This is a genomic window from Methylobacterium sp. WL103 (genome assembly GCF_008039885.1).
In the GTDB taxonomy this organism is placed as follows: domain Bacteria; phylum Pseudomonadota; class Alphaproteobacteria; order Rhizobiales; family Beijerinckiaceae; genus Methylobacterium; species Methylobacterium cerastii.
The window spans coordinates 19,315-33,431 of the sequence record NZ_VRUX01000006.1 but is presented as its reverse complement, the minus strand read 5'-3'; the positions used below and the strand labels follow the sequence as shown (position 1 = coordinate 33,431).

Genomic DNA, 14,117 nt, shown 5'->3' with positions numbered 1-14,117 from the left:
TCGGCGAGGACGTGACGGAGACCCTCGATTACGTGCCCGGCCGCTTCAAGGTGGTCCGGCACGTGCGCGAGGCGTTCGCATGCCGATCCTGCGAGGGGATGGTGCAGGCGCCCGCCCCGCATCACGCCATTGCCCGTGGGCGCGCCGGAGCCGGGCTGCTGGCCCATATCGCGGTGGCCAAGTTCGACGATCACCTGCCGCTCTACCGCCAGGCCGAGATCTATGCCCGGGACGGGGTAGACCTGGCCACCTCGACCCTGTCGGGCTGGGTGGGCGCGACGGCCGCCGCCCTCTCGCCGCTGGTCGACCTGCTCCGCCAGGACGTCCTGGCAGGCTCGGATGTCCTCTATGGCGACGACACCCCCGTCCCAGTGCTGGCGCCGGGCCTGGGCCGGACGAAGACCGGACGGCTCTGGGTCTATGTGCGCGACGAGCGCCCCCACGGCGGCGTGCGTCCGCCGGCCGCCGTGTTCCTGGCTTCCCCCGACCGCAGAGGCGAGCGGCCGCTGGCGCATCTGGCCGGGTTCCAGGGCGTGCTGCACGCCGACGGCTATGCCGGCTTCAACCGCCTCTACGAGGGCGGGCGCACCGGCGGTGCCCTGATCGAGGCGGCGTGCTGGGCCCACACCCGGCGCAAGTTCTTCGACGTGCACGCCAAGACCGGCTCGGCCATCGCCGGAGAGGCGCTGGAGCGCATCGGCGCCCTCTATGCGGTCGAACGCGAGATTGCCGGCCAGCCGCCCGATCAACGACACCGACGGCGCCAGGACCGGTCCCGCCCGCTGGCCGATGCCTTAAGAGCCTGGGCCGAGACGATCCTGCCGCAGCTCTCTGGCCCCTCGGATCTGGCCAAGGCGTTCCGCTACATGCTGACCCGCTGGCGCGCGCTGACCCGAGTGTTCGACGACGGCCGGATCGGGCTCGACAACAACCCGGCCGAGCGGGCGCTTCGTGGCGTCGCCGTCGGGCGCAAGAACTACCTGTTCGCCGGCTCGGATCGGGGCGCCGAGCGGGCGGCCGCCTTCTACACCCTGATCGAGACGGCCAAGCTGAACCGCCTCGATACCGAGGCCTACCTGCGGGACGTCCTCACCCGCATCGCCGAGCATCCGGCTCGACGCCTCCGCGACCTGCTGCCGTGGAATTGGACCCCGCTTACGGGGCTCGCTCAGGCCGCCTGACCGCGAACCGCCGACCTGAGCCGCCTTCGTCAGCGGCTGAGATCCACCCCGCGTACTCCCCCGTTACTTCGTATCAGCGGCTGACCGAGCAGCCTCAGCCTCTCTGCGCTTTGCGAACCTGCGCGCGCCGACCCAGGCTTTGACGTCTTGGATCACGGTGTCGGCATGTCCATCAAAGGCCATGGCGGAGGCTGCCCGGTCGAACAGGGCATCCTCCATCATGAGGAGCATGCGGTGGCGCATACGATTGGCGCGCTCGATCTCGCCCTGCTTCTCGGCCTCCTCCATGGTCAGGAGGAGCACGTAGTAGGCGGCACGCGCCAGGTCGTCCCGGCGGGGTGCGTTCCTGGCCTTGCGCCGGGCGGTGCTGTTCGCCTGGGCTCTCGCGTGCTTGCGCTTCCGGCGGATCAGGATCTCGGGGAGGTCGTCGTCGGTCGCGTCGGCCATGGGTTGGGCTCCGGTGAGAGGAGCCATCAGGGTCGCCGGTGAGCTAGAAAGTTAGAAGCCCGCACGATGATCATTCTGGTGTGGACGCAGGGCGCTTTGTCGACCGCACAGGCCGATTTGGGATTGATCCTTTCCCTGTCAGCACGCCGCAGCACGACGTCGGGCCGCCGCAGCACGACGTCGGGCCGCCGCAGCACGACGTCGGGCTAGAAAAGCATCTCGTCACCGCAAAACATCCAGATCGGCGCACGGTCATCCCCTCGGTCAGCCGGCCTTCAGGAAGACGACGCGACCGAAATACAACGCCGAGCCTCCACCGAGCGCTTACTCTAGAGCGGTATCCGACCGGGCTGAATCATTAGGGTTTACCGGTCGGGGTTTGATGTGATTCCCTGCGCAGCTTTCGCAGGAGAGCCGCATGCCATCTGCTATATCCGTTGATCTGCGCGCGCGCGTGGTGGCCGCCGTCGAGGAAGGCGCGTCGCGCCGTCAGGCGACTAAGCGGTTCGGCGTAAGCGACTAGCGCGATCCGCTGGTACGAGAGCTTCGCGCAAGAGGGGCGGATCGCACCTAAACCGATGGCGGGGATCAGCGCTCGCAGACGATCGAGGCGCAGGCCGGCCTGATCCTTTCGACCTACGAGGCCAAGCCCGAGATCTTCCTTCCGGAATTACAGGAGAAGCTGGCGAAGCGCGGCCTGCGGGTCGGAGTGAGCAGCCTGTCACGCTTCTTCAAACGCCACGGCATCACTTCATTTCGTTGGCGACACCAACAAGCGTGGTATTACCTCTCAGCTTCATAGCATTGATTATATTCAGTAATTCTGCTCTGCCCTCGTTGGTGAGAACCACACGCTCACGACGCTGAATGGTCAGGGTGTTGTCTTGGATGGAAAGCGTATCTGTCTTGCTTTCGCTTCTGGCATCCGGCTGAGCGATCATATGATCCCGCCGCGAGGTCGAGTAGACGGATTTTAGCAATTTGGCCGGCAACGCCAAGCCCCTATGCAATACGTGAGGCAAGGACGCTCACACCTACGCGATCCGCTGCCGGAACTGATGCCGCTCGCGTCCATCACACCTTGCCATCGGTATGGTCCTGCAAAGCGATGCGGTCGGCGTCGGTGATCGCCCACTCCCTCGATCCTTCAGCGGAAATCGCTCCGATCGGCTCGACGAGCCCCATCTTCATCAGCCGTAGGATGTCCTGGAACCCCTCGGCATAGGGCCGCGGTCCGCGGGCCGGCAGCATCAGCCGATAGTGCAAACTCGGCCGCAGCTTACCCTTCATGCCGTCTGACCTTCACGTCGCTTTTCGCTTTCGAAACCGGATGCCGTCCCTCCCCCGTTCTCGGGGATGAATTCAAGCCCGGCGCGCTCAAAGGACCCTCGCATCAGTCAGCTCCGCGCTTCGCATCGTGGACGATCTGCTGCAGCAGCGAGGGTAGCGGAACGCCGTACTCCTCTAAAAGGAAGGCGGCGCTGAGCAGCGTCCGGATGTGCTTGTCGGGGACGGGCCGGTTCATGATCTGCGCGTCCAGCACCTGATCGGCGAGGAGACCGGCTAGGCGAGAGACTTCGGACAGGCGGTCCGGCGAAGCTGCTTGTGTGCTCACGTCGGACCTTTGCGTTTGAGCTTCACACCTTTGGCGGCCAGGGCAACGTCGTCGCGGCTGCTGGCGTGGCAGTTCTGGAGATGGTGGCGGGGCGTTTAAGGCTGGAGTGGGAACATGCTTACAGCATCTTCTCGCTCATCAAACCTCCGTCGTGGTCGAAGATGCCTTCCCAAGTGGCATTGGCGACACGTATCGTCACGCGTGATCTGCCATCATCTGCATCAACGCCTTCCTCGATCCGGCTCGTCACGAGAGCCAGTCTCATTTTCTGCGGCATGAGGCCGGGATTGATCATGAGGCGGGAGTGGAGTTGCTCGGGATCGAGCATCCAGTCGCCGCGATCGTTGCGCGCTAATCGCATGAAGTAGCCCTGATCAGCTTGGCGGCAGATGCGGAGCTGAGGGCAATGGTAGCATGTAGGGGAGATATCGGTGAACTATTCGGCAAACCTCTACCCAGGGGACATGAGCGGCGGCGTTTATGCGGTCCCTCAAAACCCGCCCCCTGTCCGAGGCCTCGGGTCGCAAACCTCATAAGCTGACGCGTCGGTGAGCTGGAGCAGGGCGACGTGGCCGAGGCACGGACAACCTCGCTGGGCGACTTCGAGCCAAAGGACGGCTATCGGCTTCATGCAGGCGCTGATGCGATTGCACGGAGCCTTGCTGGCGGGCACAGGCTCGCGATCAGTGTTCCCCCCTCACGGAGACCGGATTGAAAGAGCCCGAGCAAGGCAGCCCCGAAGCGATCTACGTTTCGGCCATGGTCGGAGAGATGATGCGCCGCGTCCTCGATGACGCCCTCCTCGACCTCGCCAAAGCGAAAGGGCCGAGCTACCTCGACACATTCCTGGAGCGAGAACTCGCACGCTACACCGATCTGTTCCGCGAGAGGCCGGATGACATGCCCGCCACCACGGATGCGTTGAAGGCTTGGTTCGTTGCGGACGGACAGACGGCCCTACGGGAAGTTGTGGCCCGGGCTATGGCCGCTGCACGCAGCGAGTAGGCGAACGGAGATGGTGCTACGGCGTGCACATCTCGCGACTGCGCCGGCGAGGCCGCACTTACTGCCCAAGGCGGTGCTGCTCTGCCGGCGCTCGGCTTCGCAGCCGATCGCTAAGACCAACTTGGCGCGAAGTAGTCAACCAATGGTTACCTTCGCCAAGTGGGTCGCCCTCCCCTCAAAGACTTCCAATCGAGGCTCTGCTCCATCGATCTCAGCGGATGCCTTTCCACCACGCGGCGAATAGGGTGGAAGCCCCTTGGCACGGTTCGCGTGGATGCGCTCGCGAAGCGCTACCGCCCGCTGGGCGATCGTACGCGCATCGGCCGCCACGACCGACGGCCTGAGAGTCGGCGGGGTGCTGGCATGAGGAGCGTGACATGGCGGCGAGGATAAGCAATTGGAGGCGGGTGACTCCAGTCACAGCGGCCGGCGCTGGTTCATCACGAGGCTCGCACACGCCGGAATCTCGCCCAAAGCCATTATGATGCTCGCGGGGCACCGTCATCCCTCGACTACGCAGCGCTACATCGACGTGAAAGACGAGATGACGCGCTGCCGTGGAGATCCTCCGACCACCACGACAGCTCTGTGCTCGGTGACGATACCGATCGCTGTTCAAGCAGCCTTAGCAATCGTCGCTGGGCTCGGAGCATCCATCGCCCGCATGTAGACGTCGAGCAGCGTTTCGTGTTCGTCCCGCTCGTCCTGATCCAGCTTGCGCAGCTTCAGGATCTCCTTGAGAATCTTAACGTCCAGACCCTCGCCCTTGGCCTCCAGAAAGATTTCCTTCTTGGCCTCCATAAGGTCCTTGATCTCTTCCTCCACCTTCTCCACGCGCTCGATAATCGAGCGGATACGGTCGCCGGCAATCCCAACGGTGTCGATGGTGTCGGACATACTTTCTCCTCAGCGAATGCAGAGCGGCAACCTCGCGGGTTTGGGTGAGCGGAGGGTTAATGCTGATGGACAATCCCATCAGTACGAGCGGCCTCCAACAGTCGGGCTACGGACCAATTCGTTGGCTTCACCACTCTTCAACCATGCGGCGCCAGGATGCGGCCATGCTGAACCTCTCACCGCCACGCACCATCACGTTCCTCGTGTCGCTCGTACTCATCGGGCTCGCCGTCGCTAGCCTCTACCTACGCATCCCCACGATCGGCCCCACCGTGGTGAAATTCAGGACTTGGTTTTTCGTCGGTGCTTACGTTGTTGTGGCTCTTGGCATCGTGTCAAAGAGCTTGTGACGACGAAAATTATCCAACCCAACGTGGCCTAGACAAAGGATAGAGCAACCGCATATCATGTGCATCGGCAGTCGGCGTGATTTGCATCGCCGAGCCAGATGTTTTCAGGATCTTTCCATACATGAAGCGCCGCAGCGCGCGACCGTTCACGGTCGAGATCAAGCATACCCGTACATCCCGCGCCTCGCTCGCCGATGCCACAGCACGCCCCCATAATGATCAGGACCTGTGGGGGAACCTGACGGTAGCCGTTGCCTACAAGCCTGCCGAGATGCTGCCTGCGCCCCTGGTTCACTCCGAGCCCTTACGACTTCACACGCCAGCCCGGCGGGTGCTGCCGAGCCTCGTGCCGATGTTCGATATGCCTGTTGTGCCTGAAGACCCTGATGTGCGTGAAGAACCTTCAGAGGAGCGGCTGCCGCGGGTACGTCGTGTGAAGCCACTGGCCAAGCGTACGAAGGCCCTTGCTGTAGCGACTGAAGCAAAGCCGGCTGCTAATGAGGTAGAGCCTCAGAGGCCGGCTACCCCTTCGGCCGCTGTCGCTATCGGTGAGATTGATGCCACTGCAAATTCGCAATCCGCCATTGCTCGGCTGCGTTCCGCAACGCGCAAGCAGGAGGTCGCCACCTTGCGACCCGGTGAGCGCTGGAAGCGTCGGCTTCCGCGAGCCCTTTGGTGAGCTGATAGGTTTAGCTTCCGTGTTGCCTGTGCACAGGGAGTCTCAAGTCGCAGAAGTATGGATGGCTATAGAAGCTAATGAATAGGACGATTCGGTGGAACTCACCACGGAGGTTGTCGCCGTATATAATGCAGACAATCATCGCTTGGCCGCTAAGCTGCCAAATTCGATCAGAGTTGTTCATGCAAGCCTCCGGGGCCTCACCTTTGGGAACACCGTGGCCACCGAGAAGCAGCGCGATCTGACGCCTGCCGAGCATCCGGCGCTTCATTCAGCCTGACGGTATTATCAGCTTTGAGGACGGCAAAGCGCACAAAACGCTGCTCCGGCAGCTCGCCCGGCTCGGCCTCGCGCTGGAAGACTACAGGGCCCAGTAGGGCCGCCTTGTCGATTATCCCATAGCGGTCTCGGCCTACTCCTCGGATTTGCGCCAACATCAGAATTAGACGGCCTACCCGGGAATGGCCGTTCCGCATCCGACCCGGTACTGTCGTACGAGGTACTATGACCTCCAGCCGAAAGCAGATATGGGCTCAGGTGACAATCGCTTGGATTCCAAGTTGCCGGTCGATGATTCTTCATACCGACGGCGGTCAGCGCCTTCTCAACGAAAACACGATTGCCGATGCCGACGCATACGGTCTCGGTCGGTGGTAGTGTGCGCCGAGGTGGCGTCGGCGGGTCTGCCTCAGAAGCGGCCGAGCCCAAGCACCCAGACTACATGGAACGTTGGCTGAACAGGCATACCTGACACTTCGTCAAACCGAACTGGGTGCTGCCCTCTCGGTGGGCCGCCTCTCGGCACGCCTAGGATCGCCTAGCTTTGAATGCCGGACCGTCCAGCGTCTCAGGCTATGATCATGACCGAACCTTGGTCGACCCGCAGGACCTCGCCGGCGGTGAAACTGGCGTGCGCGGAACACAGGAATGTCACGGCTGCAGCGACTTCCTCGGCTCTGCCGCGCCGCTTTGCGACGGCGAGCGCAGAGAGTGAACCGCCACGGACCTACTCGATCACCTCCCCGGTGACAGGGTTGGTGATGCCGAGGATCGAAAGGCCGACGAATGGACCTCGTCGCCACACGATACGCATACGCACGGATCGCTCGGAACCCTGCAGAGTGAGGCCGACGCAACCCGACAGCGCTTCCCTCTGCGAGACCGAGATCCGGGCACCTTCCTTCGAAACGTCGCGCACCACACACGGGATCTCATTCCCGGCATCCGTACGGAGCGCCCCGATGATCATCGTCTCGCGGCGCGGAGACTGTCGCGGGTAAATAGGTTGGTCCATGCTACTTCGTCCATCGAATGATGATGGAATAGCCATTGAATGGTTCAGAAAGCCTGACACAAAGATTGAATTGCTCGAAAATCCGGAAGGATTTTCAACGCCAGGCTTTCACTTCGACGAGATATATGCAGTGTGCCTACCTCTGCAGGTTGCATGCGATTGAGAGCGAGCTATGGACGAACTCGAACAGGCGCCGACGAGCAACACCATCGAGCTGACAGCGGATCTTGTCGCCGCCTACGTCTCGAACAACAACGTGCCGGTCAGTGAACTCCCTGCCCTGCTCGCCGATGTGCATGGTGCCTTGTCTGGCCTTGCCAATGCAGCGTCCGCCGAGCCCGCCGGTCCGGAGAAGCTAACGGCGGCACAGATCCGCAAATCGATCACGCCGGATGCCCTCATCAGCTTCGAGGACGGCAAGTCCTACAAGACGCTGAGGCGGCACCTGACGCTGCGGGGTCTGACCGCCGAGCAGTATCGGACGAAGTACGGTCTACCAGCTGACTATCCGATGACGTCTGCCGTCTACTCGGCGACACGCTCCGCGCTCGCTCATGCGCTCGGCCTCGGTCAGCAGCGGCGTAAAACGGCTTCTGAGGCCGACGTACCCGACGGTACCACCGAGAAGCCCAAAGGTGTTGGACGATCGAAGAACGCCAAAGAGGAGGTGTGAAATTGGGCCGCGCTGTGAGGGCCTAAAGCCTCTTACCCTTCGCCGCCAGCGCTGCCGCCTGCACATAGGCAAGACAGCGCTGGCGCTCCTCCGAGTCAGAAATCTCGTTGAACGCCTTGATCAGGTTCGCACTTTCCTGAGCTGCAACGACCGCCGACGGCACGGACGCATCGGCAGAGATGTCGTTTCTGAAGAAGGTCGCGCCGGTCGTTCTCATGGTCGCTGCGAGGCGTTCCAGGATGTCGCTTACAGGACGAGGTGCACGCGTCGTGTCAGGACCAGATGCGGTGGGGTCCACGGGCTTTCGGCTTTCCAAGGAGGCCTCAATCCGCTCCCAGGTCACGAATGACCCGACGGTGACAGCCTAGCGAGATCGGTCGTTTGTGCGCAATGGATAATGCATACAATCGCGGCTGGTTACGCAGGATTCCCGTTTTGGTTGCATTGCGGCCTAACATTTGTTGCAGAGCACGCCTCTGGTCTCGCGAACGTGAACGAGAGAGGACGAACGACAATGCTGACGGAACTGCCAGGGGCGATCGTGTCGGCTCTGGAAGCCTCGGGCTTCATTGGGATTTGGGATTGGAACGTGACGACGGGGGAAGTCCGGCTTGATCCTCGCTCCGCTGCGATGGTGGCAGGCGATGCCGACCTCGCCACTCAGGTCATCACGTTGGATAGAGCATTGAACTGCCTGCACCCAGACGACCGCAATTGGGTACGGGGTGAAATCGTCAAGATGGGTCGCACGGAGGGCTCCATCTCGGCCGAGTATCGGGTTCAGTTGCCCTCGGGCGAGATCCGCTGGCTCCTGGATCGTGGTCGCGTAACCCGACAGTCTGATGGGACGCTGCGCGGCTACGGCGTTTGGACCGACATCACGGACAGTCGTCAGATGGCTGAGCTGGACGAGCCGGCCTCCGGGCTCGAAATTGCGACCGACCATTGTCTCATTGCGCGTGCAGAAATTCAGAAGGCTGGCTCACCTCTGCTGCAGCACCTCACCGATGTCCTCCTGCTCGAACTGGGACGATCTTTGGCCCGTTCATACACCCACACCGCCGGCAGCCTTCATTGAGCAAATGCGCGACTTCGCGAGGGCGGGTATAGCCCAGAGAGTAGGTCGCCCATCGCCTTGCGCCGGAACAGCGTCCGCCAGCGTCGGCGCAATGTCCGGTCGATCGCGGTTCACATGGCCGAGGAGGGGATGCGAAGATGCTGGCTTCAGCCTACGACCAGGCGCAGCTCAGGACTCACTGAATCCGAAACCCGAACGCAGTTGCGGCCCGATCTTTTGGCTTCGTAGAGAGCGGCGTCTGCAGCACGAAACAGCCCCGCGGGTTCCATCGCAACTGCTTCGGGGATCTGGGCCAACCCGCAACTCACCGTAAGCACCGCGTGATTGCTACTGGCATGAGGCAGCTTCCAGCCGGCCACAGCCTGTTGGATGCGGCTGGCGACGATCCTGGCGCCCTCCTTGTCCGTATCGGGCAGGATGACCGCAAACTCCTCGCCGCCGACGCGGTAGCCGGTATCACCGGAACGGCCGATGACCGCCTCGATCGCCCGAGCGATGAGCTTCAAGGCTTCATCGCCTCTCTGATGCCCGTAACGGTCATTGAACCCCTTGAAGGAGTCTGCATCCAGCAGGATCAGCGAGAGCGGCTGTGAGGTTCGCACCGCGCGCGACCATTCCCGAGCGAGAACCTCATCGAAGCGCCGACGATTGGACAAGCCGGTCAGCCCATCCGTCGTTGCCAACAGTTCAAGCTCGACGTTGAGAGCGATCGTAGCCACCTTGGCAGCGCGTCGCCGATCGAGTTCGCAACGGAATAGCCACGTCAGCCCTAAGGTGGCTCCGCAGAGCGCTAGTACGGTTCCACCGAGCGCCAGGGCTTTCTGCCACCAGTCCGCATAGATATCCGCCGGCGGGATCGCGGTGCTGAGTTGCAGGGGCTGATCTCCGACGTGGGTGAACACGAAACGGCGCTCTCCCTCCCCAACCATCGCAGGACCGACGAAGCTCCCGTTTTGGTGGGCCAGGATGCGCTGATAGCTCGGCTGCTCAGCGACGCTTTCGCCCAGCAGCTGCTGGTCGAATGGCTCCCGCATCAGGATTGATCCGCCCGGTCCGTACAAGGTCACGGTGCCGATCCGAGCCACGCCTGCGGCGGCGAACAGACCGCGGAAGTAGTCGAGATGGATGGCACCGGCGACGACCCCGGCAAACGAGCCGTCGGGGTTCGACAGGCGACGACTCAGCATGACCACCCATTTCCCCGTCAGGCGGGAGATGGCCGGCGGGCTGACATGGAGCCCATCATCGCTATGAGCGGCAAAGTACTGGAAATACTCGCCATCTGCTCGGTTCAGCACTCGTGGCGTGACCGATTGCGAGTTGAGAATGACGTCGCCGCTCGCGTTCAACACCATGATGAAGCCGAAGCCGAGCCCCGTCGCCGAGCGGTCGAAGAGGATCATGTGACGAAGCTCGGGGGCAGCTTGCGCCACCTCCGTTCGCTTCATGCCGTCGACGACCGCCTGCAAGGACAGGTCATACAGCTCGATGTTGCGGGCGATATCCCGCTCCAGCACCTGCAGCAGGCTGCGCGACGTGATTTCCGTCCGTTGGGTCGCGTCCTCGCGCATGTCCCGGAGCATGACCGCGGACACTGAGCAAAGACCGGCGACACACGCCAGGCTGAACCCAGTCAACCAGCGCGTCGAGTGAGTCCAGCGTTTGAACGGCGCGAAGGGTGATCGGATCGTCATAGGTAGCCATGGAGGTCCACCTACTATTGTAGCCGCAAAAGCTTAATAACTACCTATCACTCGACACCATTCTGGTCCGCCCCGAGCAGGGTGTTGAAGAAGTCGGGCAACGACGGGCGATGAAGGGGATTTCGTCCCCGTAGTGGACGCGGATTTCGCCTCGAAGTGAGCCGTCGGCCTGGAGCTCGGCCGATCCAGAGCCGCGGACCGTGTCCATCTCGTCATTGCCGTTCCAGTAGAACGCGATGGCGGCGCGATCACTCCCGCGGCCGGCTCCACCAGCGAAAGCCCCGGTGACACACCCGAAGGCGAACTCGCCGCGGCCGTTCTCGAAGAGGATGTAGGCCGGCTCGACCATGTCGGCATAGTCGTCCTCGTAACCGGGCAGCTCGACGATCCGCCACTTGCCTAGGACGCTCATGCCAGAGGACCGAGCAGCTTTGGCAGGCGGACCAAGTTGTAGGCGGCCGCCGTCAGGGCGAAGGTCCATCCGACCTTGTCGCGGCCCATGAAGCGGACCTTGCGCAGGCCGCCGACGGTCCTGATCCAGCCGAAGCCCTCCTCGATGCGCTTGTGGATCTTCCGGCTGTAGTCCTCGCCGTGTGCAAGCTGCTTCGGGCAGGATTCCGTTTTTTCGCGCACCGACGTATAGGAGGTCGAGGCCCTGTGGCGGACGGTGACGACGAAGCCCCGCCCTACGAAGATCTGGGTCTGTCCGAGCGCGATGCGGCCGTCCACCAACTGGGCCGTTCGCACCACGACGAAGATGCAATCGCCGTAGCGCTCGATCTTCGGGCGCTGATGAGCATGCCACGCATCCTCGATGGCGAGGCGATGCAGGCCGAACTGCTGTACTTGTACGAGCAGTTCCACGGATGGCTGGTAGAGGCGGATCCAGACGACGTGGTCCGGACGCCGTGCCCATTCCCCCGCCTCGTCGATGCGAATGTCAGCGATCCGCCGTCCATCGGCGTAGGCCCCGGAGGCGACGATGCCGGGAACCTCGGCACCCGTGACCGTCGTCGGGCCCGCGGGGACGGTTTCCCGCTCCAACGTCGTGGGCGGGTAGGCGATACCCGCTCGATTCCCTTGCCCCAAGCCCATGCTCATGATGCACTCTCGTTGCAGGCGGAACCGTCCATATCGGCCTGCCCGTGCTCCATGTGCAGGGGGCGAACAAGCCGCCTCGCTATGGTGGAGCGCGCCGCGTCCACGGCGAGCGTCGCCGCCGCCAGGGTGTGCGGTTCGGTCGTACGCCTCATCGCATGACGGGCGATGCTGGCCGCCAGGTCGTCCGTCTCACCCGCCATCGCCTCCAGCTTGGCTCGGTCGGTCGCACTTCGAGCGCTCGAACGGATCTCCAGCAGACGCAAGGTCGCCACCTCGATCCGTTCGCGCCGCACGCGCCCTACACGTTGGCGGAGCCATGCGGCTACGGACCCGAGGCCGCCGCCGAAGATGGCCACGAGGTAGATCCAACTTTCGTATCGCTCGATGAAGCTCTCCTGCTCCCGCTCGTAGTAGTCGATGGCGCCCGGGTGGATGGGTAACCGTGCGCTGGTCGCGCCGACGGTGGTGTCGTAGGCGGGATGCAGGACGTCGTCCGCCGCCGGGGCCTTCTCGGCGAGAAGGGCACGCATCTCGAATAAATGCTGGGTCACCTCCGCCGCGACGCTCCGGGACAAGGTCGAGCGCGCCATCAATCGATAGGAGGACCCCACCGTCGCGATGTCCTCGGATGGCAGGCGTTGTGCGCCGTCGAAGAGCCCGGCGGGAACGGTGACCGCCTGCAGCCGAGGCATGCGGGCGAGGGTTCCCGAGACGTCGGGTATTCCGAATAGGATTGCATCGTGGTTCTCATCCGCATCCCTGACGAGCCCGACGACGCGCTGGGCTGCCGGTGAGGTCGGGGTGGTCAGCAGGATCACGGCGTCGACCCGGCCTTCGGCCAGGGCGGCGGCGAGGTCGGCTTCCTCGACAGGGACCAAGGCCACCGTCCGTGCCGGGAAATCGCCTGCGGGAACGCCCTCCCGAAGATCCAGGCCATGTCGCTCCACGAGGCTTCGCGCGAGGGCGTGATCCGCCTTCCGCTGCGCGAGTATGCCCAACCGTTTGCCCGCAAGGGCGTGGAACCCATCGATGCCGGCCTGGCGGGGCGCAACCACGAACGTCGCCTGCTCGCGCAGGATCGCCAGGGTCAGCCCGTTGCGCGGCGTCAGCACGTCCGGTCGGACCACCGCCAAGTCGGCCTTGCCGTCCCGAAGCGCCTCGGCGCTCTCGCGCACGCCGCCGTAGGGAACGAGCCTCAATCGGATCGATGCCTTGCTCGCGGCCAGCGCCTCGGCATAGGCCCGCATCAGGGCGGGCTCGGTGCCGCCGTTCGGCGCAACGGCAGCGACGAGGGTCGTCGGGCGCGTCAGGTATAGATACGCCCCGACGGCGACCGCTACGATCAGCACCGGCATGCAGAACAGCAGCACGCGCCAAGCCGGCGACCTCGACTTCCGCAACGGCCCCCCCCCTCTGCTGCGCTTCAACGCGCCTCTCCGAGGTGGTTCAATCCAGTCCACTTTGCGAGGTGGCGGCGCGCTCTGATGGGCGGTTTGCCGGGAATCCTGATGGGTCCCTTATTTTATCGGTCCCTGCACCGGCTCGAACCTTTATGCGGCCAGGCTCAGGTTAGTGATGCGGTCCCGACGATGGATCGCGCGAACCCCAGCCGATCCATGCCCGTCACCATCCCGGTCGCCGCCATCTTCTCAGAAGCGGCACAGTCTCCCTCCACCCGGTTCATCGTCGGGCAGGACCCGCAGGGCCATTGGGTCGCGATGGAGGTGCATGGCCTGGGGGGCGGCCTCTTCCGATCCCGCCACGACGCGCTCCACTACGCGACCGACCTGACCGACCGCCGCCCCGATGCCGTCGTGATCTCGACCGACCGCGTCGAGTTCCGGATCTGAGATGGGCACCGCCGGACCCGGACCAGTGGCAAGACGCTTGCGCGAGCGCCACGCCCGCAAGCTGGTGATGAGGTACGTCGAGGCAGGCGTGCCTCTCACTCTTCTCGGTGGAACGGGGTGGGTCCTGGGTCTCACCCCCAAGCAGCCGCGACCGTGATGTGCGTCGACCTGCCGTTCGTTGATCCTTGTCCGTCATTTCGCGATGCGGGCGTCGTTGCATCCGCGGCGTCCATCCTCCCGGGTG

The 14,117-nt window shown here is 63.5% G+C and carries 21 protein-coding genes and 3 pseudogenes; 11 read left to right on the top strand and 13 right to left on the bottom strand.

Annotated features, from left to right (window positions below):
• Positions 1-1,181 (top strand): IS66 family transposase (locus FV222_RS01125; RefSeq protein ID WP_147812694.1); only part of this gene is annotated, 1,181 nt, incomplete at its 5' end.
• Positions 1,182-1,244: 63 nt separating this feature from the next.
• Here FV222_RS01125 and FV222_RS01120 read toward each other — a convergent pair.
• Positions 1,245-1,628, bottom strand: coding sequence for a hypothetical protein (locus FV222_RS01120; protein ID WP_147765414.1), 384 nt, complete (start codon positions 1,626-1,628; stop codon positions 1,245-1,247).
• Between the two features lie 66 nt (positions 1,629-1,694).
• On the opposite strand from FV222_RS01120, the gene FV222_RS29245 reads away from it, so the two are divergent.
• Positions 1,695-1,838 carry a hypothetical protein gene (locus FV222_RS29245; RefSeq protein ID WP_187277156.1) on the top strand — a complete coding sequence of 48 codons (144 nt, stop codon included), beginning with the start codon at positions 1,695-1,697 and terminating at the stop codon, positions 1,836-1,838.
• A gap of 208 nt (positions 1,839-2,046) precedes the next feature.
• Positions 2,047-2,379, top strand: a pseudogene (locus FV222_RS01115) (helix-turn-helix domain-containing protein); the annotation flags it as partial.
• Here the strand turns inward: FV222_RS01115 and FV222_RS29240 are convergent.
• From FV222_RS29240 to FV222_RS01100, 4 genes are all read right to left on the bottom strand, one after another.
• A complete protein-coding gene (locus FV222_RS29240) occupies positions 2,375-2,569 on the bottom strand; it encodes a hypothetical protein (RefSeq protein WP_187277157.1) in 195 nt (64 codons plus the stop codon). The pseudogene FV222_RS01115 and the gene FV222_RS29240 sit on opposite strands and share 5 nt — an antisense overlap.
• Positions 2,570-2,702: 133 nt before the next feature.
• Positions 2,703-2,918, bottom strand: coding sequence for a hypothetical protein (locus tag FV222_RS01110; RefSeq protein WP_147812693.1), 216 nt, complete (start codon positions 2,916-2,918; stop codon positions 2,703-2,705).
• Positions 2,919-3,021: 103 nt separating this feature from the next.
• Positions 3,022-3,243: a hypothetical protein gene (locus tag FV222_RS01105; RefSeq protein WP_147812692.1), complete on the bottom strand. Its 222-nt coding sequence runs from the start codon at positions 3,241-3,243 to the stop codon at positions 3,022-3,024.
• 118 nt (positions 3,244-3,361) lie between these two features.
• The gene (locus FV222_RS01100; RefSeq protein WP_147812691.1) at positions 3,362-3,604 is read right to left on the bottom strand and encodes a DUF6522 family protein; all 243 of its coding nucleotides are present in this window, start codon (positions 3,602-3,604) and stop codon (positions 3,362-3,364) included.
• A 350-nt stretch (positions 3,605-3,954) separates the two neighbouring features.
• Between FV222_RS01100 and FV222_RS01095 the strand changes: the two genes are divergently transcribed.
• Together FV222_RS01095 and FV222_RS01090 are read left to right on the top strand one after the other, a co-directional pair.
• Complete coding sequence (locus tag FV222_RS01095) at positions 3,955-4,248, top strand: hypothetical protein (RefSeq protein WP_147812690.1); 294 nt, start codon at positions 3,955-3,957, stop codon at positions 4,246-4,248.
• Between the two features lie 412 nt (positions 4,249-4,660).
• Positions 4,661-4,847 (top strand): annotated as a pseudogene (locus tag FV222_RS01090) (site-specific integrase); the annotation flags it as partial.
• Between the two features lie 16 nt (positions 4,848-4,863).
• Here the strand turns inward: FV222_RS01090 and FV222_RS01085 are convergent.
• The gene (locus FV222_RS01085; RefSeq protein WP_147812689.1) at positions 4,864-5,145 is read right to left on the bottom strand and encodes a DUF2312 domain-containing protein; all 282 of its coding nucleotides are present in this window, start codon (positions 5,143-5,145) and stop codon (positions 4,864-4,866) included.
• A 59-nt stretch (positions 5,146-5,204) separates the two neighbouring features.
• On the opposite strand from FV222_RS01085, the gene FV222_RS30885 reads away from it, so the two are divergent.
• Together FV222_RS30885 and FV222_RS01075 are read left to right on the top strand one after the other, a co-directional pair.
• A complete protein-coding gene (locus FV222_RS30885) occupies positions 5,205-5,495 on the top strand; it encodes a hypothetical protein (protein ID WP_246685265.1) in 291 nt (96 codons plus the stop codon).
• A gap of 121 nt (positions 5,496-5,616) precedes the next feature.
• Entirely contained in the window at positions 5,617-6,174 is a 558-nt protein-coding gene (locus FV222_RS01075) for a hypothetical protein (protein ID WP_147812687.1), read from the top strand.
• Between the two features lie 847 nt (positions 6,175-7,021).
• Here the strand turns inward: FV222_RS01075 and FV222_RS01065 are convergent.
• Both FV222_RS01065 and FV222_RS01060 read right to left on the bottom strand, forming a co-directional pair.
• Positions 7,022-7,147: pseudogene (locus FV222_RS01065) on the bottom strand (SDR family oxidoreductase); the annotation flags it as partial.
• A gap of 33 nt (positions 7,148-7,180) precedes the next feature.
• Entirely contained in the window at positions 7,181-7,468 is a 288-nt protein-coding gene (locus FV222_RS01060; protein WP_281406854.1) for a PilZ domain-containing protein, read from the bottom strand.
• Between the two features lie 172 nt (positions 7,469-7,640).
• On the opposite strand from FV222_RS01060, the gene FV222_RS01055 reads away from it, so the two are divergent.
• Entirely contained in the window at positions 7,641-8,141 is a 501-nt protein-coding gene (locus FV222_RS01055; protein ID WP_147812685.1) for a MucR family transcriptional regulator, read from the top strand.
• Positions 8,142-8,163: 22 nt separating this feature from the next.
• Here the strand turns inward: FV222_RS01055 and FV222_RS01050 are convergent, their stop codons facing one another.
• Complete coding sequence (locus FV222_RS01050) at positions 8,164-8,358, bottom strand: hypothetical protein (protein WP_147812684.1); 195 nt, start codon at positions 8,356-8,358, stop codon at positions 8,164-8,166.
• 297 nt (positions 8,359-8,655) lie between these two features.
• Between FV222_RS01050 and FV222_RS01045 the strand changes: the two genes are divergently transcribed.
• Positions 8,656-9,219, top strand: a complete 564-nt coding sequence (locus tag FV222_RS01045; RefSeq protein ID WP_187277154.1) for a PAS domain-containing protein — start codon at positions 8,656-8,658, stop codon at positions 9,217-9,219.
• Positions 9,220-9,365: 146 nt separating this feature from the next.
• Here FV222_RS01045 and FV222_RS01040 read toward each other — a convergent pair whose 3' ends face one another.
• The 4 genes from FV222_RS01040 to FV222_RS01025 all read right to left on the bottom strand — a co-directional run bounded on the left by FV222_RS01040 (position 9,366) and on the right by FV222_RS01025 (position 13,270).
• Positions 9,366-10,790, bottom strand: coding sequence for a sensor domain-containing diguanylate cyclase (locus FV222_RS01040; RefSeq protein ID WP_187277153.1), 1,425 nt, complete (start codon positions 10,788-10,790; stop codon positions 9,366-9,368).
• Between the two features lie 172 nt (positions 10,791-10,962).
• Positions 10,963-11,334 (bottom strand): hypothetical protein, encoded by a 372-nt coding sequence (locus FV222_RS01035; RefSeq protein WP_147812681.1) that lies wholly within the window; start codon positions 11,332-11,334, stop codon positions 10,963-10,965.
• A complete protein-coding gene (locus tag FV222_RS31785; protein ID WP_281406855.1) occupies positions 11,331-12,017 on the bottom strand; it encodes a CorA family divalent cation transporter in 687 nt (228 codons plus the stop codon). Before FV222_RS31785 ends, FV222_RS01035 begins: the two co-directional genes overlap by 4 nt.
• Before the next feature lie 2 nt (positions 12,018-12,019).
• The gene (locus tag FV222_RS01025; protein ID WP_348644925.1) at positions 12,020-13,270 is read right to left on the bottom strand and encodes a TAXI family TRAP transporter solute-binding subunit; all 1,251 of its coding nucleotides are present in this window, start codon (positions 13,268-13,270) and stop codon (positions 12,020-12,022) included.
• A gap of 106 nt (positions 13,271-13,376) precedes the next feature.
• Here FV222_RS01025 and FV222_RS31780 point away from each other — a divergent pair, with 106 nt between their 5' ends.
• Both FV222_RS31780 and FV222_RS01020 read left to right on the top strand, forming a co-directional pair.
• Entirely contained in the window at positions 13,377-13,508 is a 132-nt protein-coding gene (locus FV222_RS31780) for a hypothetical protein (protein WP_281406856.1), read from the top strand.
• 131 nt (positions 13,509-13,639) lie between these two features.
• Positions 13,640-13,873 (top strand): hypothetical protein, encoded by a 234-nt coding sequence (locus tag FV222_RS01020; RefSeq protein ID WP_147812679.1) that lies wholly within the window; start codon positions 13,640-13,642, stop codon positions 13,871-13,873.
• The last annotated feature ends 244 nt before the right edge of the window (positions 13,874-14,117 follow it).

Excerpts from the sequence above, each read along its gene's own strand:
- FV222_RS01120 (WP_147765414.1), bottom strand. The coding sequence starts at position 1,628 with ATGGCCGACGCGACCGACGACGACCTCCCCGAGATCCTGATCCGCCGG.
- FV222_RS29245 (WP_187277156.1), top strand. The coding sequence starts at position 1,695 with ATGATCATTCTGGTGTGGACGCAGGGCGCTTTGTCGACCGCACAGGCC.
- FV222_RS29240 (WP_187277157.1), bottom strand. The coding sequence starts at position 2,569 with ATGATCGCTCAGCCGGATGCCAGAAGCGAAAGCAAGACAGATACGCTT.
- FV222_RS01110 (WP_147812693.1), bottom strand. The coding sequence starts at position 2,918 with ATGAAGGGTAAGCTGCGGCCGAGTTTGCACTATCGGCTGATGCTGCCG.
- FV222_RS01100 (WP_147812691.1), bottom strand. The coding sequence starts at position 3,604 with ATGCGATTAGCGCGCAACGATCGCGGCGACTGGATGCTCGATCCCGAG.
- FV222_RS01085 (WP_147812689.1), bottom strand. The coding sequence starts at position 5,145 with ATGTCCGACACCATCGACACCGTTGGGATTGCCGGCGACCGTATCCGC.
- FV222_RS30885 (WP_246685265.1), top strand. The coding sequence starts at position 5,205 with ATGCTGATGGACAATCCCATCAGTACGAGCGGCCTCCAACAGTCGGGC.
- FV222_RS01075 (WP_147812687.1), top strand. The coding sequence starts at position 5,617 with ATGAAGCGCCGCAGCGCGCGACCGTTCACGGTCGAGATCAAGCATACC.
- FV222_RS01060 (WP_281406854.1), bottom strand. The coding sequence starts at position 7,468 with ATGGACCAACCTATTTACCCGCGACAGTCTCCGCGCCGCGAGACGATG.
- FV222_RS01055 (WP_147812685.1), top strand. The coding sequence starts at position 7,641 with ATGGACGAACTCGAACAGGCGCCGACGAGCAACACCATCGAGCTGACA.
- FV222_RS01050 (WP_147812684.1), bottom strand. The coding sequence starts at position 8,358 with ATGAGAACGACCGGCGCGACCTTCTTCAGAAACGACATCTCTGCCGAT.
- FV222_RS01045 (WP_187277154.1), top strand. The coding sequence starts at position 8,656 with ATGCTGACGGAACTGCCAGGGGCGATCGTGTCGGCTCTGGAAGCCTCG.
- FV222_RS01040 (WP_187277153.1), bottom strand. The coding sequence starts at position 10,790 with ATGCGCGAGGACGCGACCCAACGGACGGAAATCACGTCGCGCAGCCTG.
- FV222_RS01035 (WP_147812681.1), bottom strand. The coding sequence starts at position 11,334 with ATGAGCGTCCTAGGCAAGTGGCGGATCGTCGAGCTGCCCGGTTACGAG.
- FV222_RS31785 (WP_281406855.1), bottom strand. The coding sequence starts at position 12,017 with ATGGGCTTGGGGCAAGGGAATCGAGCGGGTATCGCCTACCCGCCCACG.
- FV222_RS01025 (WP_348644925.1), bottom strand. The coding sequence starts at position 13,270 with ATGCGGGCCTATGCCGAGGCGCTGGCCGCGAGCAAGGCATCGATCCGA.
- FV222_RS31780 (WP_281406856.1), top strand. The coding sequence starts at position 13,377 with ATGCAGAACAGCAGCACGCGCCAAGCCGGCGACCTCGACTTCCGCAAC.
- FV222_RS01020 (WP_147812679.1), top strand. The coding sequence starts at position 13,640 with ATGCCCGTCACCATCCCGGTCGCCGCCATCTTCTCAGAAGCGGCACAG.